Raw genomic sequence first — 26361 nt, 5'->3', positions numbered from 1 at the left:
AATTACATTGAATACTTTAAAGACTAAACTTGGTTTTGAAGTGAAGCAAAATGGAGAAGAATTCGAAGTTTATTTTGACCGTCGCTTAATGTTTCGGCATTCACCTGCCCGCCCGTTTATTTTCATTGGTAGCGGTGAAGAAACGATTGATATGTATAGAGGGAATTTTAAAATAAAGGATTATGTAGTGGAACGAGTAGCTCTTCGGTATGCCACAGTGCGGTATGAAGGAGAGACGTGTCGAATCGGCTTTCGGCACTTCTCACATGATCATGAATTACTAACAATGGTATTAAAGCAGGACATAGATGGACTTCGCGTTTCTTTCGAACTCGTCGATCCACTCTTTAATCGTTTCTGGGTTCGGGTTGTAGCCGATGCAGATGAGAAGATTTACGGTTGTGGGGAACAGCTTTCCTACTTTAATTTAAGGGGAAAGAATTTCCCTTTATGGACGTCTGAACCTGGTGTGGGGCGGAATAAATCTACGTATACAACTTGGCAGGCCGACGTGAAAGATCAAGCTGGTGGCGACTATTACAATACGAATTATCCGCAACCAACCTATGTATCTACGAATAAATATTATTGCCATGTAGAGACAACTGCTTTTGCAGACTTTGATTTTCAACGAGACGATTTTCATGAGCTGCATATCTGGGAAGCACCAGCCTCCATTCTTTTTGAAACGGGTCAAACATATAAGGATCTCGTTGAAAAACTAACTTCTCGTCTAGGTAGACAGCCCGAGCTGCCCGAGTGGACGTATAATGGCATCTGGCTCGGAATGCAAGGAGGAACAGAACGAGTACAAAATAAGCTTGATCGTGCTATTGAAAAAGGGTTGAAAATCGGTGCTGTTTGGTGTCAGGACTGGCAGGGAAAGCGTGTGACGTCATTCGGTAAGCGGTTAATGTGGAATTGGAAATGGAATCCGGAGGAATACCCGGAGCTTGACCAAAAAGTGAAAGAATGGAAGCAAAAAGGGATTCGTTTTATGGGGTATATTAACCCTTATGTCGCTGTGGAGGGTGATCTTTACCGTGAAGCTTATGACAACGGCTATCTTGCTACAGCGTTAGATGGCGGTGATTATATCGTTGACTTTGGTGAGTTTTATTGCGGCGTGGTCGACTTTACTAACGTAGCAGCATGTGAATGGTACGAAGATGTCATTCAAAAGAACATGATTGATTTTGGTATGGACGGGTGGATGGCCGATTTTGGTGAGTACTTGCCAACTGATCTGAGACTTCATAATGGTGAACCTGCTACAAAGATGCACAATGTGTGGCCAGTGATGTGGGCAAAAGTGAATCACAATGCTGTAAAGAAAGCTGGACGATGGGGCGATGTTGTTTACTTTATGCGCGCAGGATACTCAGGAAGTCAGGGGTATTGTCCACTTCTATGGGCAGGTGATCAAAGTGTCGATTGGAGCCTTGACGATGGTCTTGCATCTGTTATTCCGGCCGCTCTATCTGCTGGAATGAGTGGGAATGGCGTTCACCATAGTGATATCGGCGGATATACAAGTCTTCATGGGAACAAGCGGAACAAAGAACTGTTGCTTCGCTGGGTTGATATGGCCGCATTCACTCCCGTCATGCGTACACACGAAGGCAACCGTCCTGACGATTGCTTCCAGTTTGATCAAGATGAAGAGACGCTTGAGCATTTTGTGAAAATGACGAACGTTTATACAGCACTTAAGCCTTATCTTAAAGAGCTAAGCAAAGAAAATACTGAAAAAGGAATTCCGATGCAACGTCCATTGTTTATGGAATATGAGAATGATCTAGCCTCTTATGACATTCAATATCAATATATGCTTGGATCAGATATGGTTGTCGCCCCGGTTTATGAAGAAGGAAAAGAAAACTGGTCCGTGTACTTACCTGAAGATGAATGGGTTCATTTATGGAGTGGCAAAGAGATGCGAGGAGGACAAGTTGAAGTAAAGGCTCCAATCGGAGAAACTCCTGTTTTCTATCGAAAGGGTTCTTCTTATGCAGACATATTCCAAAAAGCAGCCCTTGAGTTAAAATAAGAAAGTAAATATAAAGGTTACTACCTATTTTAAAACATAATAATGTATGATATAGTATTTTTAACAAACAGAGGAGAAAGGTTGTGACCAATCGTGGCTAAAACAAGCATTCTATATGTACCAATTGGTAGAAAAACGTTTGATCTTGAAGCGGGGGAACTACAAAGAAAGAAAAGTTCAGAATTTCTTCATAGTGTGACGGCAAATGTGATTGAGCCTGAAGAGATCATCACATCACCTGAAGATCTAGAAGCTTTTATTGAAAACGTTAACAGCGAAGACATTGTTGCTAGTATTTATCAAAGCGTCACGTTTGCGGACGGTGAATTCATTGAGGCCCTCATTAAAAAAGTAGAAGCGCCAGTGATCGTCTGGTCCGTTCGTGAACCAAGTGTTGGCGGGAGACTTCGCTTAAACTCCTTAACCGGCGGCAATAGCACAAGTCATGTGCTTCGATGTGCGAATCATCCATTTAGCTTTGTATTTGGGAATGGCGATGAAGCGCAGGTGCAAAAGAGAATCAAGATTCAGCTAAAGGTTCAAAAGGTGATTGAAGATCTCAAAGGTCTCACCATTGGTGTGATCGGGGAGCATCCTCCAGGCTTTTTCTTCTCAGGAACGGATGAAGAAGCCTTGCAAAAACAGCTTGGTGTGACAGTGAAAAACTTTGATTTAAACAAAGCGTTTGAGGAATGTGTGAAGCTCCCTCGGGAAAGATGGGAAGGCGCGATTGAACGAGCAGAGCAGCAGGTGATTGGCCTAAATCGTAACGAAGAAACCGTTCAGCGATTTGCTCAGTTTACAACGTACGTGCAGGAGCAAATTGATGCGGAAGATGTTTCGGCGCTTGCGATACGTTGTTGGCCTGACTTTTTCAATGAACTTGGCGCTGCAGCATGCTCAACTCTTTCTCAATTTACAGAAGACGGTGTGGTTTCATCGTGTGAATCGGATATTCATGGTTCCGTTTCGATGTTTATTCTTCAGCAGCTAACAGGAAGCGCCCCATACCTTGGTGATATGGTTCACGTGAACGAGGCGAGTAATTCAGTTGTGTTCTGGCATTGCGGCGCAGGCGCGTATTCGCTTGCACATCCTGATCAAGGCGCTCGACCTGGCGTTCATCCAAACCGTAAGCTCGGCTTTACGATGGAATTCGGTTTAAAGCCAGGTCGCGTAACGATGTTCCGAGTTGGTTATACGCCAGAAGGTTATCGCTTGTTGGTTATGAGGGGGAACGCATTGGATACGCCACAGCGCTTCAATGGTACGTCTGTCGAAGTGGAACTGGAAACGGAAATAAATGATACGCTATACGGCTTAATGGAAGAGGGCTTCGAACCACATTACGCCATTATTTATGATGATGTTGCGGATGAGCTTGTTGAACTTGGTAAGCAGCTTGGGCTTGAGACGACGATCTATACGAAGAACTGAAGGGAGACAGTTGCATGAAAAAGGTCGCCATTGGCCAGGCCGGGGGACCTACGGCCGTCATTAATGCTACCCTCGCAGGGTTTGTGAAGGAAATCGAACGAGATCATGCCCTGCTTTTTATTCAAAATGGTTATGAAGGACTGGCGCACGGAATGTATCTTGACGGAGATAGTGAGATGCTTAGTCGCGTTCATCTACATCAGGATGTCCCGGGTGCGTGTCTTGGTTCTGGACGCTTTCCGTTAACAGATGAGCATATTGAAAATGGTGTGCGCTTGCTTCAGGCGCAGGGTGTCGAGGTGCTTGTTTTTATCGGTGGTAATGGAACGATGGAGGCGCTAGCCAAAGTAGAAGCCGAAGCGAGAAGGCAAAACGTTTCGCTTCAGGTTCTTGGACTCCCTAAAACGGTTGATAATGACCTTGGAGGGACGGATCATGCGCCAGGTTTTGGAAGCTCAGCACGATATGTCGCCCAGGCCACAAGAGATATGAGCCGGGATCTCGCGTCGATGCAGAACTTTGAAAAGGTCAGGGTTCTTGAAACGATGGGAAGAAATGCCGGCTGGCTTTCCGCAGCGTCAGGGTTATTACAAGAATATGAAGAAGAAGGCCCTCATTTTATCGCTATACCTGAGCGCCCTATAAAAAAAGAAGTCCTTCTTGAGAACGTAAATACGGCTTTGAACCGCTTTGGTTACGCAACAGTCGTTGTAAGTGAAGGTGTTTTATTTGGGAATAGTGGTCAGGTTGAGAGAGGAAATGTGGATGGCAGAGCCATACTCGGTGGCATTTCAAGTCAAGTGGCTCACTTTTTAAAAGATGAGCTAAGCGTTATGACAAGGGCTGAACTCCTAGGAATGAATCAGCGAAGCTTCTCCGCAGTCATATCAGATGTTGATCGAGAAGAAGCTTATACGGTTGGAAGAGTTGGCGCTGAATGGATTCGTGAAGGATTATCAAACGTTATGGTTTCAATTCAAAGGAATGCTCATCATCGTTATTCGGTGAGAATGCTTCCGATTGAACTTGAAAAAGTTGTCGCAGCTGGTGAACGTGTGTTGCCTGATGCGTTCATTCAAAATAAGAAGGCTTACTATGAATGGTTGAAGCCGCTCATTGGAGAAGATCTTGCGACATATCCACCACCTATAAAGGGGAATGAGATCTATGTCGATTAATCAGATTGATCCAAAGGGGGATGCTCTTTACCTCCAAATCAAAGATGTCCTTATTGAGCGCATTCAGACTGGTGCGTGGAAATCGAATACGCTCATTCCAACAGAGCAAGCTCTCATCAAGGAATTCGGTGTGAGTCGAACCACAATCCGTCAGGCGATTACGATTCTCGTTCAAAATGGATTGCTTGAGAAAAAGCAGGGGCATGGGACCATCGTCAAGCCTCATCAATTGGTGGGGAATCTCGGCCAGCTGAAAGGTTTTGCGGAAGAAGTAATGGAAAAAGGTCAAGTTCCTTCGTCAAAGGTTATCCGAGCTGAATTCAAATATAACCTTTTCCATGAAAGTGAAATGCTTCAAGTGGCAGAGGGGTCACCTATATTACTTGTAGAACGAATACGATTTGCTGATGAGACGCCAGTTGCGCTTGAACGCACATGCTGGCCAGAATCAATTGGCAAGCTACTAATTCAACATGATTTAAATGAAGCGAAATACTATGAAATACTCGAAAACTATCAGATTTATTTAAACAAAGCACAGGAGCGAATTGCAGCAATTAATGCGACGTTGGACGAAGCGGATTCTTTGGCGATACGGCCGGGTGAAGCGTTGCTGGAAATGACACGACTCAGCTATGGACTGAATGACCATCTAATAGAATACACCAAAACGAAATACCGAAGTGATCAGTACCACTACAATATTGAATTGAAGCGATAGAAGGGAGAAATGGTTATGCCATTTATTAACGGAAAAACAATGCTGGATCATGCTTTTCAAAACGGATATGGGGTAGGTGCTTTTAGCGCCCATAATGCAGAAACAGTGCTAGCAATTTTTGAAGCAGCTGCTGAGGAAAAAGCACCAATTATGATTCAAGTTGGACAAAAGGTGATTCAAACGCTAGGTATGGAAGCATTAAAAGGTCTAATTGATACGTACGAAAAAGAATTTGATGTTCCTGTTGCGATTCATCTTGATCATAGTCGTCAGTTCGAACAAACGATGCAAGCTGTTCAAATGGGCTTCCAATCCGTTATGTTCGATGGTTCAGGTTTATCGTTTGAAGAAAATACGGCGACAACGAAAAAAGTGGTCGACATTGCAAGAGCACTAGGCATTGGTTCTGAAGGTGAGATTGGTAAAATCGGGGGAACCGAAGATGATATTACCGTTGATGAAAAGGACGCCCTTATTACAACTACTGAAGAAGCTGTTGCTTTTGTAGAAGCGACAGATGTTGATTATCTTGCTGTATCAATTGGAACAGCACACGGTATTTATAAAGAAACGCCAAATCTTCGGTTCGAACGATTGAAAGAAATTGTGGCGGCAGTCGAGCGCCCTGTCGTTCTTCACGGCGGTTCAGATGTGCCAGATGAGCAAGTACAGCGCGCGATCTCTCTAGGTATTGCGAAAATCAATGTTGATACTGAGCTACGTCAAGCTTTCACGAGAGGCGTGCAAGAAGCTTTTGGCGAAAATCAAAATGACATTGTTCTCGCAAGCTCACTTGGTCTTGGGCGTTTACGAATGAAGGAAAAAGTACAAGAAAAAATTCGCGTATTTGGAAGTCAAGGAAAAGCAGAAGAACTTTTGTCGGAGAAAAAGGTCGTAACGTTATAAAAAGAGAGGATGATGTTAAAGTGACAACGCAAACTTCAGTACGAACGTACGGATTATACATTAACGGAGAATGGCGAGAAAAAACGACAACGGATGATGTGCTTAATAAATATACGCAAGAAGTAACGGCCAAAACGTCTGCCGCTGAAGAACAGGATGTAAAAGATGCGGTCCAAGCTGCCAAAGAAGCTTTGAAAACCACTTTTTCTCCTTATGAACGATATACGGTACTTATTAAAGCAGCTGCAGTGCTCAGAGCTCGTCAAGATGAACTAGGTGAAGTGCTGGCGAAAGAAGTTGGTAAGCCATTAGCCGAGTGTAAGGGTGAAGTAGGAAGAGCTGCTTTAACTCTGGAAGTTTCAGCAGAGGAAGCCAAACGGATCCACGGCGAAGGAATCCCAGTGGAGTCAGCGCCAGGGTCTGAACAGCGTCAAGCTTATACGAGACGGTTTCCGATTGGTGTTGTCGCAGCAATTACGCCGTTTAACGTGCCGCTAAATCTTGTTTGCCACAAAATTGGGCCAGCGCTAGCCGCCGGCAATAGCGTTGTACTAAAACCAGCTGAAGTTACGCCAGTTTGTGCGATTCTGTTAACAGAGATTATGGAAGAAGCAGGTCTTCCGGCAGGCCGCCTGAACCTAGTCACTGGGGACGGGGCTACGGTAGGTGAATGGCTTCTATCTAACCAGGACGTGAACATGTTTACATTTACGGGAAGCCCTCGCGTTGGTCAGCATATTCGCGAAAAAGCTGGTTTACGTAAAGTAGCGCTTGAGTTAGGAAATAACTCCGCAACAATTGTGCATCACGATGCAGATGTTGAAACAGCTGCTACTCAGTCCGCACAGAAAAGTTTTAATAACGCAGGCCAGGTTTGTATTTCTGTTCAACGCGTTTATGTTCATGAAGATGTTTATGAGCCGTTCCTTGCAAAAATGAAGGAAGTAACAGAAGGCCTTGTTTTAGGAGATCCAATGGATCAGGCAACCGATGTTGGGCCGATGATTGCTGAGCGTGAAGCCATTCGTGTAGAAAGTTGGGTGAACGAAGCGGTTGAGCAGGGAGCTACTGTTGAAACAGGCGGAGAAAGAAATGGCGTCTTCTACCAACCTACTATTCTTTCAAATGTAAATGATAATATGAAAGTATGTCGCCAGGAAATTTTTGGACCAGTCGTTGCCGTAAGCACGTACCGTTCCACAGATGAAGTAATTGCGAGAGTGAATGATTCAGAATATGGCCTTCAAGCTGGCCTATTCACGAACGACCTAGCGTTTACGTTAAAAGCGATCAATGAGGTACATGTGGGTGGACTGATTGTTAACGATACGTCAGGTTATCGCGTTGATCATATGCCATATGGTGGTGTGAAGAAAAGCGGAACGGGCAAAGAAGGTCCACGCTATGCGATTGAAGAAATGACAGAAGAAAAAATTATCGTTTTTAACGGATAAGCGAAGAAAGGGGGCTGATTTTATCAGTTCCCTTTCATCCTGTTTTATTCGTATTCCAGGGTACGCTATCCTTTTAAGAAGCTGAAGGAGAATGAAGATGTCGATCATAACCATATTGCTGCCGATCTTCTTCGTATTTGGAGTCGGATATATTGCGCAACGTTTTCTTAACTTGGAGACAAGGGTGCTTTCAAACCTCGCTTTATATATCCTCGTTCCGCTTCTCGTTTTTCGAACATTTTATGAGCAAGAAATTGATTCCTCCTATGGTTATTTGTCGATCTACATGCTTGGACTATGCTTTGCGCTTATTGGGATCGTGAGCATTCTATCAAAACTATATGGCTATACCGAACCAGAGCGATGCGGATTGGTTTTATCGAGCGCGTTTATGAATAACGGAAATTACGGAACTCCGCTTGTTCTCTTTCTGTTTGGGGCAGTCGGGATGGAAACAGCGATTGTTTTAATGGTGTTGCAGCAACTGTTAATGAGCACACTTGGCGTATATTATGCCGCAAAGGGAAGTCCGGACCACGATGGGATAAAGGCAGCTTTAAAAGCTGTCAGAAAAATGCCAATGGTTTACGGCGCCATTGTCGGGCTGTTGTTTCAATGGTTACATCTTCCTTTGGGTACAATAAGTGATGGCGTGGATTTAATTGCGGATGCGGCTATTCCCGTTATTATGGTGACGCTTGGTATGCAGCTTGCGAACATTCGTATTCGAGCGATTGACTGGCGCAAGCTATCAACGGCACTATCACTTAAGCTTATGGTTGCTCCGCTAATTGCCGCTGGCATTGTGCTTCTTATGCCTGTTGAGCCATTAACACAGCAAATTATGATAATAATGGCTGCTACCCCAACTGCCGCGAACACGACAATGTACGCGATTCAGTTTCATACTGAACCTCAAAACGTTTCAAGCGCAACGCTTGTTTCCACAGTGTCGAGCTTAGCGACGATGCCGGTGGTCATTTATTTAGCGACGACGTTTGTATAAAGTGGGGGGGCAGGCGCGAACCTGACCCCCACTACAAACAAAAAAGGCGAAAGCGTCCATTCACTGCGGACACTTTCGCCTTTTTAAACATCAAATAAATGAAGCAATCAATAATGCGAGAAAGATAAGCGAGATTAATCCAAGAAAGATCACGCCCATTTTGCGAATAGCAGGAGGGAAGCGATCGGTTAGCGGTACTCGTATAAGAAAAATCATGATGGTAACTGATAGAATAAGAAGTAAAAAGTAACCCAAGAGTGACACCACCTAATTCATTTTTAATTGGTGTTCCCTATGAAAGGTGAAATCAATCATAAAGCCCGCTGCGTAAGCGGGCTTTATAACTTGAATGACTTTATGGATGTTGAATAGTAGTAGGGGATGCTTCAACAATTTCTCCCTTAAATGCTGATTGGTAGATCGCGCGAATATCATCCTCATGAAGAGGGAGAGGGCTTCTTGCAAGCAGTCTTTTTTGTTTCAAACCATCTTCTGTTAAGGACTCAAGGGCGTTAGCTGGAATTTCGAATCCACCAAGAGTACTTGGGATGCCAACGTCTTGAACGAGTCTTTCTAGCATTCGTACGCACTCATACGAGGCTTCTTCTTCTGAAAGGAATTGTGAGTTACCGCCAAGTGCATTCAGAATATCTCCCATTCGTTTCGTACAGCTTTTCCGAATATATCCCATCACGTAAGGAAGAAGAACGGCATTGGAATCACCATGAGCGATATGAAATTGCCCGCCAAGAGGATAGGCAAGAGCATGAACTCCTGCTACGCCAGCATTAAAAAAGGCAAGGCCAGCGATATAGCTTCCGTTACTCATATCGATTCGTGCTTCGCGGTCTTCTCCATCCGAAACAGCACGTCTGATCGAGCGACTAATTAACCTAATTGCTTGGAGAGCGAGGCCATCCGTTGTCGGGCTAGCGTTAATCGAGACATAAGCCTCAATCGCATGGGTAAGCGCATCGACACCGGTTGCTGCGGTCACTTTTGCTGGAACGGAAACGGTTAACTCGGGATCAACGATGGCTGCATCAGCTAGAAGATAGTCGTGTGTGACGACATCTTTTGTGCTTTCGAGTGAAAGAACAGATATATTTGTAACCTCTGACCCGGTACCGGCAGTTGTTGGAATTAATATTTTTGGCAAACCTTTATCGGTTATCTGTCTGCTTCCTGATAAGTTGAGGTAGTCAGAAACAGAACCTTCATGTACTGACAGAACAGCTGTTAATTTCGCGAGATCTAGCGCACTTCCTCCTCCGAGTCCTATAACGAGGTCAAATGCATTTTCTTTCGTATAGTTGACGAGTCTTTCGCCGATGGCAAGCGGTGGCTCTGGCTGTATATCAGTATATATATCGACTGAATATCCGGCCTCTTTTAAAGGAATGCTGACGCGATCTACGATACCGATATCATTTAATACAGGGTCAGTTACGACCAAAATTCGCTTTGTAGCATACTTTTCAACTTCAGGTAAGAGCTGTGCAAGTGATCCCCAACCAGTGTAGCTTAGTGGGGTAAAGACGAGTTTGGAAAAAGTCATTCAGATCCTCCTTTTATTCGTAGTAGCCTTCTGTTGATTTACGGAAATTATTAAACTGGTTTGAGTCATGACCGAACCATACCTGACTATTCGTTTCCTTTGCGAGGCGTCGGATTTTTTCTACTGAAGCTGCGTAACCGAGAGAATCATAGATAATGCCAGGTGGTTTGATCGGTGGTCCAAAACTTTCGGCTGTATAGACGGCATCTGAGGCGAGAATGATTCCACCGGTTTCCGGCATCTGAATATGCAGACCAATCATTCCCCAGGCGTGTCCGCTCCCAAAGTTTAATACTTTAATACCTTCTGCAAGTTGCACATTGTCTTCATTTCGCTTAATGGTTTGCCACTGAAGATTGTTTTTAATCCATGCATCAATATCTCCCCAAATATAGGCGCCTTCTTTCTGATTACGCGCATAGGACTGAAGCGTTCCGTTCAATTCATCTTCATGAACTATAATGGTAGCGTTCGTAAACATTTCAAGACATCCTGCATGGTCAAGATGGAGGTGAGAAGCCACAACGAATTTAATATCTTCAGGACGTACATTCAACTGCTCCAGCCGATTATGAAGGTAGCATTCCTCACTAGCTTTATAGGGGAAAGTTTGCTGTGTCGCTTCTGTCCAACGGCCTTCTGGTCCCATGGAATTTGGATTACAAGCCGTATCAAAAAGGATCTTGCCGGCTGGATGATCGATTAGAACTGTGTAAATAGGGAATTCAACAAATTCAGTTTGGGCATTGGGATTCGTAATCGTAGCGGGATTGTGCATCGCAATCATCCAGTTTTTATCCATACTCATCCGCCCATTATCCATTACGTACAATTTCGGATGTTTGTTAATAATGTTCATTCATATTCCTCCTGTTAAGTTGGTTTTAATTGTGGAAAATTTCATTCAAGGGCTGAGAAGCTAGGCTTTTAAAGCTATGGGGTAGTAAGACCATACAGATGACCTTTGGAATACTTCTTTCTTAAGTAATGGTCCGGAGTGGATGTGTTCAGATATCACAGTTAGCTCTTTCCTTACGACTATTAGTGATGCAAGTTTGGTGCCAACTTTTAAAAGCTGACAACATAGCTTCTTTAGACAAATCATCAATTGTTAGGTGATTTTTTTCACCAGTAGGAAGGGATTTGTCTGAATAGATTGAATGTTAAGTGGTGATGTAGTTCACCATAAGTTGAAAAATATCACCATTAGAGAGGTGGATTTTATGCTGAATATAGCCAAAACAACTGGTTGGGAAGAGGTCTTTTCTTCCTTACACAATGGGGTTGTTATGACAGATCGAGAAGAACGAATTATTTACATGAATGCATCAGCTGAAGACCTCCTTCGTGTACAGCATTGGAAAGGGGCAACTATTCGTGCTTTCGTTCCAAACTCAAGAATCAGCGAAGTACTTGAAAACGAGCATAGTTTAATAGGTGAACGTCTCCAACTGTTTGATCGTGAATGTGTTGTTAATCGAACGCCTCTATATCAGGACGAAGAGCTTATTGGCGTCATTAGTGTCATTCAGGATATTACGGAAGTGAAACACTATCGCGATTTGCTGCGGCAGTTTGAATCAATTATTGAGTTTTCGACAGACGGATTATATGTTGTGGATAAAGAGGGAACGACGATTTACGTTAACTCAGCATATGAAGAAATGACCGGATTTCCGCGCTCTGAATTAATTGGGCGACATATGAAAGATTTAATGCAAGAAGGGTATATCGATCAGTCCGTTTCTTTGCTTGTACTAAAAGAAAAAGAGCGGGTGTCCATTCTACAAAAAATCGGGGGTAAGAAGGACGTTATCGTGACGGGAAGTCCGGTTTTTGGTGAGAATCATGAGATCGAATTGGTTGTAACAAGCGTAAGAGATATCACACAATTAAACGGTTTGCGCTCTGAGCTTGATCGTGCCAAAACTTTCTCAAAGTTGAATCAAAATAGGTATTCCCTTCAACTGAAAGGGGGAGCTGACAAGGTTGTTTTTCGAAGTAAAGAAATGGGTGTCATTTACGAGAAAGTAAAACAGGTAGCTCCATACCCTACAAGCATATTATTAACTGGAGAATCAGGGGTAGGAAAAGAAGTTGTGGCTAATTTAATTCACTATGAAAGTGATCGAAAGGACAAGCCTTTTATTAAAGTTAACTGTGGAGCTATCCCTGAACATTTATTAGAATCAGAGTTATTCGGTTATGAGTCAGGCGCGTTCACTGGAGCGCGTAAGGAAGGAAAAATCGGTTTGCTCGAATTGGCCCAGGGGGGAACGGTTATGCTTGATGAAGTAGGTGAGATGCCTGTTTCTCTCCAAGTGAAACTTCTCAGGGTTTTACAAGAGAGCGAGTTTTATCGGATTGGTGGAAATAAACCGATTAAACTTGATATTCGGATCATCTCTGCTACAAATAAAAAGTTGTTAGAAGAAATCGAGAAAGGTTCATTTCGCGAAGATTTTTATTACAGGCTTCAAGTTATTGAGATTTCTGTTCCTCCGTTAGCTGATCGTGTCCATGATATTGAAGTATTAGTAGATCATTTCTTTTCTTATTTCTGTTCGAAATATCATATTGAAAAAAGGATGACTAAGGAAACACGTAGCGCCTTGCTTACTTATCGCTGGCCTGGAAACGTTCGAGAACTGAAAAATATGATTGAAAGTCTTGTCGTATCTGTTCCTACCATCTCTATTGAACCGCATCATTTGCCAGTCCATATTACGGATTATCGTATAAAAGGGAGCGAACCACTTTCATTGAAAGAACGAGTAGGAAGTTTTGAAAAGAGAATCATATTAGATGCGATTCAACAACATCCATCACTTCGTTCTGCAGCTAAGGAATTAAGGATTGATCATTCAACGCTTGTGAAGAAAATGAAAAGGTGGTAAAAAACGACTATAATTTGAAGGTTAAACCGGTTTGAAAGAGGTAATAGAAAGATAAGTGTTCAGATTATTTGGAGTGATTTTGTTATTAAGCGAAAGGGGAGAAGAGAATGAGACCGCTATTGTTGACTGGTTTTGAGCCTTTTCTTGAACATCGTCATAATCCAACTGAGCAAATCGTCAAGGAATTGGATGAGGAAGTGATAGGAGGCTATGAAATTATCTCACGTGTTCTTCCTGTTGATTATGAGCGAGCATCAGAAATGCTGATTGAGTATGTTGAACAATGTGAACCGATTGCTGTGATCATGCTTGGCCTTGCCGCTGACCGAACAAAAGTAACGCCTGAGCGAATTGCAATTAATGTGAATGATAGTGTAGAAGATAATGTGGGGCGTGCGCCGGAAGATCAGTCAATCGTGGAAGGTGGACCGGCAGCTTATTTCTCGACGCTCCCTATTAAAAAGATGACTGAGGCACTTGTACAAAATGGTATACCTGCAGAAATATCCAATACAGCTGGAACTTATTTATGTAACAACGTGATGTATAGCGTTTTGTATGCACTTGAACAAAAAGACATCGATATCCCAGCAGGATTCGTTCATGTTCCACCTACATTCGAGATGACGCTCCATCATTCAGCACATACTGGTTTTCCGTTCACTAGCATACGAGACGCCATTAAGATTATGATTCACGCTTTATCGGATTTAGAAGGAGATTAACAGAATTTTGAAACTCGAATGGCGTTGAGTTCGTATAAGTAGTATGGGGGTCATAAAAATGACAACATGTCAGCAATGTCATTCGGAGTGGACGTGGAAAGAATCGTTCCTTATGTTGTTTTCGTTTAAAAAAGCTCTTGTCTGTCCCTATTGTGATAGGGAACAGTATTTATCACGTCGGGCAAGGAATAACTTATCTGTTATTCCAAGTATTGTTGCGCTTCTATGGTTACCAATGATCGCATTCCAATTTCCCATTTCAGTCATTATCCCAATCGAAGTCGTGATGGCGATTGGTACGGTCTTCATTCTTCCATATTTTTTTGAAGTAACTGATCATAATGAGCCGTTATGGTAGCGAAAATAAAATGTGAAGCGTTTCTATCGGAAACAAAAAAGCGAATGCAGCCACATTCGCTTTTTTAAATGCTAATTTTGTTTGGTTGTTCAATTGAATGCTTGTGCAGTGGACTTGAATGAATCACCTCAATAAACTCATGAACAAGTTCGGGATCAAACTGCGTTTCAGCACATTTTTGTAATTCGTCTATCGCTTCACTAATTGACTTTGTTTTTTGATAGGGGCGCTCAGTCGTCATGGCATCAAAAGAATCGATAATTGTTAACATGCGAACAAGTCGAGGGATTTCTTGTCCGCATAATCCGTACGGATAGCCTTTCCCGTCATAACGCTCGTGATGAAGTTCAACGAGTGGAAGAAGATCAGCTAGCTCGCGGTTTGTTGATACAATTTCTCTCCCCCAAATGACATGTTTCTGAACCATCTCCCACTCATCCTTCGTAAGCTTTCCTTTTTTGTTGATAACGTCACGAGGAATCTCAAGCTTTCCAATGTCATGAATGAGTGCTCCCATGACAAGTATTTTCTGATCATTGCTATTCAAGTTAAGCTTGTTGCTGAACTCAATCGCATATTCATAAACTCTTCTGCTATGTTTGTACGTGTACACATCTTTATAAAGAAAGATTTTTAGCTGCTGCTCCAATAATTCCATTTCTTTGTTATTATAAAAGGTTTTAGCAGGTACATTATCAGCGTCAAAAATACAAACGTTGTTCTTTCCTTTAGTCTTGGCATAGTACATCGCTTGATCGGCTTTTTCAAGGACTTCTGAGGAATCGTACATGTCCTGGTTGTATTGGATGATTCCTGCAGAAAACGAGAGACAGCCGTGTGGAAGCACTTCGACTCCTTCGAAATATTGATCATTGATGTCTTTACGAAAGTGATTGATGAATTGATAGGCTTCGAGTTCCGTCTTACCAGGCATTAGCAGTGCAAACTCTTCTCCTCCATAGCGAGCTGCTGTAAACGCGTCGCTCGCACTCTTTTTCAATTCTGCTCCGAAGTGTTTAAGAAGCTTATCTCCTTGAAGGTGCCCGTGCTGATCATTGTATTTCTTGAAGTCATCAAGGTCGATCAAACCGATTGATAGAGGCTGATTTGCTAGTTTTGCTGTTTTAATTTCTTCTTCCAAAAGAGATTTGAAATAGCCATGATTGTATAGTTCTGTTAGATGATCAATGTCCGCTTTTTGGGATACTTCTTGATAGAGCTCAAAATATTGTTTGAAGGAAATGGAGAGTAGCACGGCTACAGTTAGAAATAATAGAACGCCAAGAATAATTTGCTGCTTCATGAGTAGGACAAGATTCAAGGAAAGGATTAACGTGATTAAATAGCTTGAGATGGTTTCCTTTAACATTCCTTTAACAATTTGAAGAAGATTCTCAGTGGCGGTTAAAACAAAGAAAAATCCAATAAATAACACGTTCAGTAGAAAATAAACGCTAAGCGAAAGCATATACGAAGTTACGTTAAAGAATGAAAGTGTTCCGAGAGTTCCACCAAATAGAAAGAAAGCTTCATATGTTCCAATAATCATGATGCTATAAATAGAGAAATTAAATAGATGCTTCCACCAAATAACGCTTTTTTTATAAAGAGCATAGATGATCGAGGTTAATAACAAGATGGTTAGCGCCATATGAATACCAAATACAAATAGGACTGCCAAATAGATCGCCGAATCCATTGATAGGGAATTGCCGCTTGGTGGCAATAGAATTGTATAGTGGTTTAATAGTAAAATTGCCGCTACAAACGTGAAGGCCAGACTCCAGTTAAGAGGTGTATATGTCAAGAAGTACTGAGTGAGAAATAAAGAAATCCCTGTGATAGATGCCAGTGTAATATACACGCTTACAACATTAGTGAATTTCTGAAATATGCCCTTCATGTCTCGATCACTCTCATTTAAATTTAGTTTTTTAGGAGAAGCAATGCCTCTCCATCTTGATTAAACCAATTTAAATCCAGAAGTTAATGCAATAACAGCAGTAGTAATAATAGCGATATTCACAAGGATGCCTGTTAGCTTAATGCCCTCTTTACGTTCCATGAACGTCACCTCCCTTCATATTCCTTTTTGAGGCGCAGGTGATTTGATGAGGTCTTCTGGATGTTTGGACTTAACCATTACGCGCTGGATGAAAACAAAAATACCGATATTCATAATGATGTCGCCAATACTAATGACTTGATCTTTTGGATAAGGATCAGTAATAGGGATGATGTCACCGAGAAACCCAAAGGTAGTACTGTCGGTTAGGACTGCATGTTTTCCATAGAGACCATTTTTGATGGCTTCTGCATATGCGGGATCAAGTATATTTGCCGCTTCAAGTGATACCGGCATTCGTCCTCCATTGATCGCCATTACGATAAAGTTAAGGAGCACTCCTATGAAAAGAAGCATAATGCCGATGTTCATTTTACGATTTAACCAAAGAAAAATGAGTCCTACAATATAAATAAGCATAAAGAGTGGTGCGCTCAGTGTGCCGAGCCAGGCATAGGAAGATTGGAATGTAAAAATACCAATTTCAATAAGAAGCAATAGGGGGAAGATCCAACCTGCTTTAAAGGAAAGATAAGCAAAGCCTTTTAAGCTACCTTTGCGTAAGTACCCGACAAGAATAGATAATAAAATGCCGTCAAAAACCATTCAGTCACCCGATTTGTGTAGTTTTATTAATAGTTTAGCAGAGGTTTGAATGATTAGGAAGAATTTTCTGAAACAATATATTGATTTCCAATCTGTTAGACTAGGTGCGTTAATATTATTGATTTCTCAATGCTTGGATGATTGATATAGCCATCTTATAACTTTGTCTTCATTCTAGTCCTTTCATGATCTAATATTGGAGTTTCTATCGTAATCTCTGTTTCGTTTCTTATAAAGTGAAAATTCGTGATAATATATAGAAAAGAAAGTTTGGGAGGTAGGATGTTGGAAAATGTATATATAGGAGTTGACCTTGGTGGTACAAATCTCCGCGTCGGTCTCGTAGACGAGAGCGGACGAATACTACAAGTAAAACAAATACCTACAGAGGCAAGCTTAGGTTACGAATCGATTATTACTAGAATGGTAGATTTAATAAAAGAAGTGAAAAAAGCGTATTCAGCTGTATCTATTGGGATTGGTTCACCTGGGCCGCTTAATCCTTTTGATGGAGTTGTTGTATCACCGCCTAATCTTCCAGGTTGGCAAGATGTTCCGATTACAGAAATGGTAGAGGAAGCGATTGGTATCCCTACGTATCTTGTGAATGATGCTGACGCTGCTGCTCTTGGTGAAGCATTGTATGGGGGAGGAAAAGGTCGCGAAAGCTCATTTTATATAACTGTAAGTACGGGGATCGGTGGTGGTTACGTTCAAAATAATCGTCTTATTCAAGGCGAGCATGGGTACAGTGCTGAGGTCGGTAATATGATCATTAAGCCTGGAGGTCAAAAGCATGCCAACATGAACGCAGGATCTCTTGAAGCACTTGCTTCTGGGACGTCGATCGCAAGAGAAGGTAAGGCACGACTTGAAATTTCGGGTGGTGCAGAAGAAGTTTTTGAGCTTGCGGAACAAGAAAATGAGGAAGCTGTTGCTATTATTGACGAAGCTATGGATGCACTAGCGATAGGTATTGCGAACATCGTTCATTCTATTGATCCATCTGTTATTATACTGGGCGGTGGCGTGATGCAGGCAAAGGATATAATTCTACCACTTCTTAAAGAAAAAGTAGATTCTTATGTATACGAAGGACTACGTGGGAAAATAGAGATTGAACCAGTACATCTGCATGACAAGGCTGGGATAATTGGTGCCGCAATGCATGGTCGCCAGAATTTTGAAAATGAAAAGTTTAAAGAAAATTAGGGGGCACAAAGTATGTACCAACATGAACCACTTTTTCTAACGCCAGAATTTAAGGACCGTCTTTGGGGCGGCACAAAACTGAGAGATGTATTCGGCTATACGATTCCAACTGAAACGACTGGAGAATGCTGGGGGATTTCAGCTCATCAGAATGGCCCAAGTGAGGTAAGAAATGGTCCGCTTGCAGGAAAGAAGTTAAATGAAGTTTGGGATAGTCATCGTGAATTGTTCGGGAATGAAGGCGGGGAGCATTTTCCACTTTTGATTAAAATTCTGGATGCCGATCGTGATCTTTCTGTTCAGGTTCATCCTGGTGATACATATGCAAGAGAAGTAGAAGGTGAAGCCTATGGGAAAACCGAGTGCTGGTATATTATTGATTGTGATCCAGGTTCAGAACTGATCTTTGGCCATCATGCACAGTCGAAAGAGTCTTTTGAAGAAATGATTGCAAAGGGTGAATGGGACAGTTTACTACGTCGTGTTCCGATTGAGCCAGGTGAATTTTATTTTGTGCCAAGCGGAACCATTCACGCAATCGGTGCCGGAACGATGATTCTTGAGACTCAGCAAAGCTCTGACACAACTTATCGCGTGTACGACTATGATCGAACAGACGTAAATGGAAACACACGTGAGCTTCATATTGAACGTTCGGTTGATGTATCGACAATTCCGCATGAAGATCCTCCGTTCTCACCTGTCGTAACGGAAGAAGAAGGATTAAACCAGGTTGAGCTTGTATCTTCGGAATATTTCACGGTTTATAAATGGGAACTTGATGGAGAATATTCTCTTTCGCAAGTTCATCCTTATTTACTTGTTAGTGTGCTGAGTGGAGAAGGCATGATTACATCTTCAGAAACCTCTCACTCTGTTAAGCAGGGAGACCATCTAATCATCCCTGCCACAATGAAAGATTGTAAGCTAGAAGGCGATCTTGAAATGATCGTTTCTAAAAGCAATAAAGCATAGTTCTAAGCCAGCTCGAAAGTGAGCTGGCCTTTATTATTTCCGATGAATATTCGTAGTGATTATGAAAAAGCTCATTTTTGTTCGAGGCCCTAAATATCCTGTATAATATAAAAATAAGAAAAAGGATGTAGGATGAGGGAGGATGCCATGCAAAAAGTACTATCCTTTATTAAACCATACAAGGTGGCGGCGATTGTAGCGGCCCTTTTAATGCTTGTTGAATTAGCTGTTGAACTTTGGCTACCGCTATTTATGGCGGATATTATTGATAACGGTATTGTGAAGGAAAACCTTAGTGTCATTACTAAACTGGGGATCTGGATGCTCGTTTTAACGGTTGTCTCATTTATTGCTTCGATCGTTAATACTTACCTTGCTTCATACGTTAGTCAACATTTTGGCTTTGATCTCAGAAAAGCTCTCTTTGAAAAGGTACAGTCTTTCGCTTTTGCTGACTTTAACCGCTTCCCCACTTCATCTCTTTTAACAAGACTAACGAATGATGTGAATCAGGTACAGCTCGTAGTATTTATGGGACTCCGTATTATGGTTCGAGCCCCGCTGCTCGTAGTTGGTGGGGTGATCATGGCCTTTGTTGTCGATGTACACCTCGCCCTTCTTTTAACAGCCGCGATTCCTTTAGTCATTGTCTTTCTTTATTTTGTAATGAAAAAGGGAGTTCCGCTTTTCAGCTCAGTACAGGAAAAACTTGATCGAGTTAATGGCGTGATGAGAGAAAATCTAGTTGGCGTTAGACTCATTAAAGCTTATCTTCGAAGTAAGCATGAGCAACAAAGATTTAAAAATGTGAACGAGAAATTAATGAATCAAACGGTAGCATCTCTTCGCCTGATTGAACTCGCTACGCCGGTACTGTTGATTCTTATGAACGTGGCAATTGTTGCCGTAATCTGGTTTGGCGGAGTGAAAGTGGTCGGTGGGACAGCGCAGGTTGGTGAAATTTCAGCCATCATTACATATGGCACACGGATTACTGTAGCGCTAACTATGTTTTCGTTTATTTTGATGCTTCTTTCACGAGCAAGAGCTTCTGCCTATCGGATGGAGGAAGTGTTGGATACAAATACGTCTTCCAAAGAAACATCAGGTGTTCAGCCATTAGCGTTAGAGAAACTTCAGTTCCACGATGTGAGCTTTCGTTATCCTGATTCAGAGGACGATGTACTGCGAGATATAAATTTCACTGCAGAGAAAGGACAATTTATTGGTGTCATGGGTGCGACTGGTTCAGGTAAGTCATCCATGGTTCAGCTTATTCCAAGATTATATGAACCTGTAGAAGGTCACATTACGTTCAATGGACAGGATGAGACGGATATCGGTATTGATGAATTAAGGAGCCGTATGGGAGTGGTTCCTCAAGAAGTCGTGTTATTTAGCGGCACCATTGCTGAGAATATTCGCTGGGGAAAGGAAGATGCTACCGTAAAAGAAGTTGAAGAAGCGGCTAAAGCAGCCCAAATCCATTCGTTTATTAAGACGCTTCCTAATCAATATGAAACGGTACTTGGACAAAAAGGAATTAACCTTTCCGGAGGGCAGAAACAGCGTTTATCGATTGCGCGTGCCCTTATCCGTAATCCGGAAATCCTTATTCTTGACGACAGTACAAGCGCACTTGATCTAAAAACAGAAGCTGAGTTACAAAAAGCGTTAAGGCATCGTGAAAGCATGATTTTATTAATTGCTCAGAAAATCAGTTCAATTAAAGAGGCGGATAAAATTATTTTGCTTGAAGATGGCGCAATTATTGGAGAAGGGACTCACGAGCAACTTCTTCGGAGCAATGACGTTTATCGTGAGATTTATGTGTCTCAGTACGGAGAGGAGGCGTCCAATGGGCTCAAAAAACAAACCCTCTAAGAAACAAGCGAGAAAGCGACCGGATGATTTGAGGGGAACCGTTGCACGCATCTGGCGCTATTTATCGATGCAAAAAGGATTGCTTTTCGTCGTCATTGTGATGGTTCTTTTTAGTTCAGGATTTAGCCTTCTTGGGCCTTATCTAACGAGCATTGCAATTGATGAATATCTTGTACCAGCCGATTTAAATGGATTACTGCTCATTCTCGGACTATTAGTCGGGGTGTACGTATTACAGTCTGCCGCTACTTTTCTCCAAAACTACTGGATGATTGGGATTGCACAAGAAACGGTTTATCGAATGCGGAAAGATCTATTTCATCACCTGCATCGTTTGCCGATTCCATTCTTCGATAAGAAGACGCACGGAGAGCTAATGAGCCGATTAACAAATGACATAGAAAATGTCAGTCGAACATTAAATAGTTCTGTGATCCAGATCTTTTCAAGTGTGCTCACTCTTGTTGGTACGGTAGGGTTAATGTTGTGGTTAAGTCCGCTATTAACGCTGATTACGTTCACCATCATTCCTCTTATGTTTCTCGGAATGAAGTGGATCACGAACCGGACTGGGCATTATTTTAAAGAACAGCAGCGTAATCTTGGTGAGATGAACAGTGTTATTGAAGAAACCCTCTCTGGGCAGCAAATTATCAAATCATTTTCTCAAGAACAGCGCGTGCTAAAGCAGTTAGATCAAAAAAATGAAGCGCTACGCACGTCCGGATTCTGGGCGATGACCTATTCTGGTTTTATACCGAAATTGATGAACGTGTTAAATAACTTAAGCTTTTTACTCATAGCAGCGGCAGGGGGCTGGCTGTCACTTAAAGGAATGGTTTCGATCGGTGTGATTGTAGCCTTTATTCAATACTCTCGACTTTTCACCAGACCTCTAAACGATCTTGCGAATCAGTTTAATACGATACTATCCGCGGTTGCAGGTGCTGAGCGTGTTTTTACTATTTTGGATGAGAAAGAAGAGCGTCCGGATGAAGAAAATGCAGTAGCACTGAAACAGGTAAGGGGAAAAGTGGCGTTTCGAAATGTTTCATTTGGCTATGATAAAGAAGGTTCGACGCTTACGAATCTTTCTTTTGAAGCGAAGCCAGGTGAATCGATTGCGATTATTGGGCCAACTGGTGCAGGAAAAACGACCATCGTAAACTTGTTGATGCGCTTTTATGAACTGAATGGTGGCACGATTGAAGTGGATAATCATGATGTTACGAAAGTGACAAGAGAAAGCTTGCGACAAAACATGGGATTCGTTCTTCAGGACACGTTTCTTTTCAACGGAACGGTTCGCGAAAACATCCGCTACGGGAGACTCGATGCAAGTGATGAAGAAGTAGAAAAAGCAGCGCAGGTCGCTAATGCTCATACGTTTATTTCTAGGTTATCAGAAGGATATGATACTGTATTGAACCAGGATGGAGGGGGAATTAGTCATGGTCAAAGACAGCTTCTCTCCATCGCAAGAGCGGTGCTTGCCGATCCAGCGATTTTAATTCTCGATGAAGCCACGAGTAGCATTGACACACGAACTGAAATTCAAATCCAAAAAGCACTCTGGGCGTTAATGGAAGGTAGAACGAGCTTCATTATCGCGCATCGCCTGAATACCATTCAACGAGCAGATCAAATTATCGCCCTCGATCATGGTGAAATCATTGAAAAGGGCACACATGAAGAATTGTTAGAGCAGAAAGGTTATTTGTGGGGGCAGGTCGGTACCTGACCCCCCTCAAAGACAAAACAAGCGATTGTCCACCATACATGGACAATCGCTTTGTTTTGTGAATAAACAGAAAAATGGAAGGAATCATATTGCAAGGAAGAAAGGAGTATGAGTAAACTAAGAGCAAGAAACAAATTAGGAAAATGTTGTTAATCATTGGAGGTGTGAAAAATGAATGAGGAAGAGAGGGAAAAAGCATTTCAATCTGAGCTGCAAAAGCTCAGGGTGAAAGATTACATATCAGAGCAGACATACGGTACTGTTTCGAACGCGTATCAAAAAATGATGGACGACGCTATAGAAGCGGAGGAAAAGCATGAGGAAGTTATTGTCGCACGAGAAATAGTTCCAACTAAGTCAGAGGCGCCAAACCCCATCAAAGAAAAGAAAGTGAAATCAACACAGGAGCTTAGAGATCGAAATTTAACATGGATTTTGGTTATTGGTGTGGTGTTCTTGTTACTTGGTGCGCTTGTACTTGCCACTAGTACGTGGGATGTGATGACATCGATCATGAAGACCGCGCTCATTGGCGGAATTGCGGCTGTGTTCTTTGGGATTAGCTGGCTCAGTGGACATAAGCTTCGCATTGAGAAGACCGCCTTCTCCTTTTTAGTTCTCGGAAGCCTATTTCTGCCTATCGTTGTATTTTCAGCAGGTTATTTTCAACTATTTGGAGATTGGTTATCTGTGAGAGGCGATGGGAATGAAGTGCTTGGTCTTATTGGTGTTTTGGTTTGTTTGCCTCTCTATTTCCTGCAAGCAAATCGGCAACAATCACGTTTATTTGTTTGGTTTTCTTTTGTGACGTTAAGCATCGGTGCGGCCTTTTTTATCCAGGTATTCAACCCGCAAGTAGATCTCTTTTATCTTGGAATCGTGATCTTTAATGGACTGTTGCTCCTAATCTATGCTCGAACAAAAAATATGAAGAGTTTCGCTCTTTTTACGAAAGAACTTCCTATCTATGCGCAGGCGAATCTCATTCTCTCAACGCTGCTCTTACTGTTCTTTTATGAAAGTGACGTTTTTTATAGTTTTAATGTGATCGTGACGGCTTTTCTTTATCTTTCTATGATTTTTATCGGAAAACAAAAGGAATATCATTTTGTCTTTACGTTCTTACTTGTGTATGGCATTTATCAGCTAATTGAGCACTCGTTCCTTGAATCCGCGGACGTTATGTTATACGCACTTGTCGGCTTTATTTTCATTGGCTTACAGTCGGTGGATCGTCTTCAAAATCCATATATGAGAAAAGCATTTCAACTGACAAGTGGTGCTGTGTCACTATGTGCGTTCTTTTTTATCACATACAAAGGCTTGATTTTGCGCTTTGATAATCCGTCCTGGCTGCTTGTGATTGGTTACTTGCTCATTAGTCTTAATTATATATATCTTGCGAATCTATCACGCTATCGAATTTTTGGTTTTTTGGCTCCACTATTTCTAGCTGCAGCAGGACTGTATACGATAAGTTTACTTTATACGAATCCATCGGTTGAAACAGTGATGCTTCATTTGTTTTTTACTGGCGTAACGATATATGTGGGTGGCTATTATTTGAATACATGGAGCGTGACAAAAAGAATTCAAACTGGATCGCTCTTCGTTTCTTTTGGTCCTATGATGCTCTCCCTATTGCTTGGTCTTCTTAGCGAGCTATGGTGGCTAGAAAGTATTCTATTATTCATGCTAGGAATTGTTCATCTATCGATCTATCAAAAAGGGAAGTGGAAATGGCTTCGTCAAACGGGAGCGTTACTGCATTCTATTTCATGGGGAACTGCGCTGTTGGCGCTTTATCCTCTATTAGCGAGAAATGATTTTTATGAAGATAGTTTGGGTGCGCCATTCCATACGGCGATTGCAGCGCTACTCATTATCGGTACTCATTTTATTTGGCAAAAAAGGAATGTAAAAGACCTGGAGGAAATGGTATTTTGGACTGGTGTCAGCTTCTATGGATTGGCATTGCTCCTCTTGTTCGGCGCGACGGTAGAGGAATTATTTGTTCGCTCGGGACTATTGGTAGGAGCTATTGGCATACTCTACCTGATCTTTAAGCGCACAGAGGAAGAGACGTTATGGCCAGTGATCAGTTTATTTACTTTGGTTGCATATCTTTCTATTGCGGAAGCATTTCCTATTCAAGGAGTGTTTCAGTGGATCATCGGGGCGGTTCTGCTGATCTTGATCGCTGACACGCTTGGAAAAAAAGACGTTGTTATCCAGCGTAGTTATTTCTTTTTAGGACATGTCTATTTGCCGATCGCTCTTATTTATACCATTTTAGAGCAGGGGAATGAGCCAGTCTTACATATCGTTGGCCTTTTCGTTTATGCTTATTCCGTTCTAACAAGGAAAATCGAATGGGAGGTTCGTACGTTTCTTTATGCAGGTTTTACCGTTCTTCCTTTTCTCTACATGGCGTTAGTTGATACTTTTGATTTAGACGGTGAGGCATACACGTATATAGGGTTTGCATCAAGTATTATTATGTTTGCGCTTTGGTTTTTCCTTGGTGGAAGGTGGAAGGAGAGGATTAAGTGGTATGCGGTTCCATTTGCTATCTTAGGATTTCTTCCTTTTATAACCGAATACAGTGAAATCAGTTCTCTGCCTTTTAGTGTTGGTCTACTCTATGCGATTCTGCTGCTTTACTTGATTCACCAATCTGATTGGCAGATCATCACGATTATCCCTCTCCTATTCGTTCAAACGCTGGTATTTCTTCTCCCCGTTGAGACAATGGAGATGCGAACGCTTCTTTTTGTAGGAGTGGCAGTAGGGATGTTAGCTGCAGGCTTCCTTATTCATATAAGGCTCTATTCCTTTAGAGTAAAGCAACTGAAGGAAAAGTATATTGATTGGTACTCCGTAACAGCTCTTTTAACAGTACTTAATCTTTATCAAGAGCTTACATTCGACTCTTTCTGGGCTGATGAGTTACGAGCACTGTTTATCTTTGTTTTTTTCGCACTTCAAGTAAGGAGAGTGCCGACTGGTTTGGCAGCAAAAGTAATGAAAAGCATTACTGCCCTGTCATTATTAGTCCCTTATTACACGCTCCTTCATCACATTGAAATCAATAAGTATATCGTGACAGAAGTTTATGTATTGCCATGGATTGCGTTAACGATTTATTTATCAAAGCGTACGTGGAATCAAAGCAAGCAAATCATGAGTTTCATAGAATGGAGCATTCTTTCAATCGTAGCAGCAGTTCTTGTAGGTGATGCTTTGATGAGTAATACAATATATGATGCGATCATAGCTGGTGGGTTATCCCTTGGTTCCGTGCTTGCAGGTTTTTACTATCGCATTAAATCATACTTTGTCATCGGATGTAGCGTTCTTCTTTTGAACCTTCTTCTGCAAACGCGACCTTATTGGGGGAATATGCCATGGTGGGCCTACCTATTAATCGCAGGAGCTACACTCATTACTGTTGCAAGTTTCTACGAATGGCAGAAGCAAAATAAAGATAAAGAAGGAAATACATTACTTCAGTTAAAAAAACAACAGTTTATGGAAAAGTGGAAGCAATGGCGTTAATGAACAAAAGCTGTTTCTATCAACGTGTTT

General features: G+C 42.0%; 20 protein-coding genes. 15 read left to right on the top strand and 5 right to left on the bottom strand.

All coding sequences use genetic code 11. From position 1 onward, the window contains the following. The first annotated feature begins 7 nt into the window (after positions 1–7). The 7 genes from Q4550_RS15465 to Q4550_RS15435 all read left to right on the top strand — a co-directional run bounded on the left by Q4550_RS15465 (position 8) and on the right by Q4550_RS15435 (position 8752). The gene (locus Q4550_RS15465; RefSeq protein WP_303534218.1) at positions 8–2050 is read left to right on the top strand and encodes an alpha-glucosidase; all 2043 of its coding nucleotides are present in this window, start codon (positions 8–10) and stop codon (positions 2048–2050) included. Between the two features lie 93 nt (positions 2051–2143). Beyond that, positions 2144–3487, top strand: a complete 1344-nt coding sequence (gene sftI / locus Q4550_RS15460; RefSeq protein ID WP_303534215.1) for a sulfoquinovose isomerase — start codon at positions 2144–2146, stop codon at positions 3485–3487. Between the two features lie 14 nt (positions 3488–3501). Next, complete coding sequence (locus Q4550_RS15455) at positions 3502–4665, top strand: diphosphate--fructose-6-phosphate 1-phosphotransferase (RefSeq protein ID WP_303534214.1); 1164 nt, start codon at positions 3502–3504, stop codon at positions 4663–4665. After that, positions 4655–5386, top strand: coding sequence for a GntR family transcriptional regulator (locus Q4550_RS15450; protein ID WP_303534213.1), 732 nt, complete (start codon positions 4655–4657; stop codon positions 5384–5386). The genes Q4550_RS15455 and Q4550_RS15450 overlap by 11 nt, the downstream gene beginning before the upstream one ends. A 15-nt stretch (positions 5387–5401) precedes the next feature. Then, complete coding sequence (locus Q4550_RS15445) at positions 5402–6292, top strand: class II fructose-bisphosphate aldolase (protein ID WP_303534212.1); 891 nt, start codon at positions 5402–5404, stop codon at positions 6290–6292. Positions 6293–6312: 20 nt separating this feature from the next. Next, the gene (locus Q4550_RS15440) at positions 6313–7746 is read left to right on the top strand and encodes an aldehyde dehydrogenase family protein (protein WP_283153555.1); all 1434 of its coding nucleotides are present in this window, start codon (positions 6313–6315) and stop codon (positions 7744–7746) included. Between the two features lie 97 nt (positions 7747–7843). After that, complete coding sequence (locus tag Q4550_RS15435; RefSeq protein ID WP_303534207.1) at positions 7844–8752, top strand: AEC family transporter; 909 nt, start codon at positions 7844–7846, stop codon at positions 8750–8752. Positions 8753–8842: 90 nt separating this feature from the next. Here the strand turns inward: Q4550_RS15435 and Q4550_RS15430 are convergent, their stop codons facing one another. The 3 genes from Q4550_RS15430 to ahlS all read right to left on the bottom strand — a co-directional run bounded on the left by Q4550_RS15430 (position 8843) and on the right by ahlS (position 11169). Continuing rightward, a complete protein-coding gene (locus Q4550_RS15430) occupies positions 8843–9007 on the bottom strand; it encodes a hypothetical protein (protein ID WP_194218680.1) in 165 nt (54 codons plus the stop codon). 100 nt (positions 9008–9107) lie between these two features. Further along, complete coding sequence (locus Q4550_RS15425; RefSeq protein WP_303534204.1) at positions 9108–10310, bottom strand: iron-containing alcohol dehydrogenase; 1203 nt, start codon at positions 10308–10310, stop codon at positions 9108–9110. A 13-nt stretch (positions 10311–10323) separates the two neighbouring features. Beyond that, a complete protein-coding gene (gene ahlS / locus Q4550_RS15420; RefSeq protein ID WP_194218682.1) occupies positions 10324–11169 on the bottom strand; it encodes an AhlS family quorum-quenching N-acyl homoserine lactonase in 846 nt (281 codons plus the stop codon). A gap of 364 nt (positions 11170–11533) precedes the next feature. On the opposite strand from ahlS, the gene Q4550_RS15415 reads away from it, so the two are divergent. The 3 genes from Q4550_RS15415 to Q4550_RS15405 all read left to right on the top strand — a co-directional run bounded on the left by Q4550_RS15415 (position 11534) and on the right by Q4550_RS15405 (position 14290). Next, complete coding sequence (locus tag Q4550_RS15415; RefSeq protein ID WP_303534202.1) at positions 11534–13207, top strand: sigma 54-interacting transcriptional regulator; 1674 nt, start codon at positions 11534–11536, stop codon at positions 13205–13207. A 107-nt stretch (positions 13208–13314) separates the two neighbouring features. Then, a complete protein-coding gene (locus Q4550_RS15410; RefSeq protein ID WP_303534199.1) occupies positions 13315–13932 on the top strand; it encodes a pyroglutamyl-peptidase I in 618 nt (205 codons plus the stop codon). Positions 13933–13990: 58 nt separating this feature from the next. Continuing rightward, positions 13991–14290: a TIGR04104 family putative zinc finger protein gene (locus Q4550_RS15405; protein ID WP_303534196.1), complete on the top strand. Its 300-nt coding sequence runs from the start codon at positions 13991–13993 to the stop codon at positions 14288–14290. 64 nt (positions 14291–14354) lie between these two features. On the opposite strand, the gene Q4550_RS15400 is transcribed toward Q4550_RS15405, so the two are convergent. Together Q4550_RS15400 and Q4550_RS15395 are read right to left on the bottom strand one after the other, a co-directional pair. Continuing rightward, entirely contained in the window at positions 14355–16193 is a 1839-nt protein-coding gene (locus Q4550_RS15400; RefSeq protein ID WP_303534191.1) for a diguanylate cyclase, read from the bottom strand. A 177-nt stretch (positions 16194–16370) separates the two neighbouring features. Then, the gene (locus Q4550_RS15395) at positions 16371–16961 is read right to left on the bottom strand and encodes a DUF5317 domain-containing protein (protein WP_303534188.1); all 591 of its coding nucleotides are present in this window, start codon (positions 16959–16961) and stop codon (positions 16371–16373) included. 285 nt (positions 16962–17246) lie between these two features. Here Q4550_RS15395 and Q4550_RS15390 point away from each other — a divergent pair, with 285 nt between their 5' ends. The 5 genes from Q4550_RS15390 (at position 17247) to Q4550_RS15370 (ending at position 26331) form a co-directional block, all read left to right on the top strand. Then, positions 17247–18173 (top strand): ROK family protein, encoded by a 927-nt coding sequence (locus Q4550_RS15390; protein WP_303534185.1) that lies wholly within the window; start codon positions 17247–17249, stop codon positions 18171–18173. Between the two features lie 12 nt (positions 18174–18185). Beyond that, the gene (manA, locus tag Q4550_RS15385; RefSeq protein WP_303534182.1) at positions 18186–19148 is read left to right on the top strand and encodes a mannose-6-phosphate isomerase, class I; all 963 of its coding nucleotides are present in this window, start codon (positions 18186–18188) and stop codon (positions 19146–19148) included. Positions 19149–19295: 147 nt separating this feature from the next. Next, positions 19296–21032, top strand: a complete 1737-nt coding sequence (locus tag Q4550_RS15380; protein WP_303534179.1) for an ABC transporter ATP-binding protein — start codon at positions 19296–19298, stop codon at positions 21030–21032. Next, positions 21007–22773: an ABC transporter ATP-binding protein gene (locus tag Q4550_RS15375; protein WP_303534176.1), complete on the top strand. Its 1767-nt coding sequence runs from the start codon at positions 21007–21009 to the stop codon at positions 22771–22773. Before Q4550_RS15380 ends, Q4550_RS15375 begins: the two co-directional genes overlap by 26 nt. Positions 22774–22944: 171 nt before the next feature. Then, the gene (locus tag Q4550_RS15370) at positions 22945–26331 is read left to right on the top strand and encodes a hypothetical protein (protein WP_303534174.1); all 3387 of its coding nucleotides are present in this window, start codon (positions 22945–22947) and stop codon (positions 26329–26331) included. The last annotated feature ends 30 nt before the right edge of the window (positions 26332–26361 follow it).

The sequence above is a fragment of the Anaerobacillus sp. 1_MG-2023 genome (assembly GCF_030547345.1).
In the GTDB taxonomy this organism is placed as follows: domain Bacteria; phylum Bacillota; class Bacilli; order Bacillales; family Guptibacillaceae; genus Guptibacillus; species Guptibacillus hwajinpoensis_B.
This window is presented reverse-complemented; position numbering and strand designations above follow the sequence as displayed.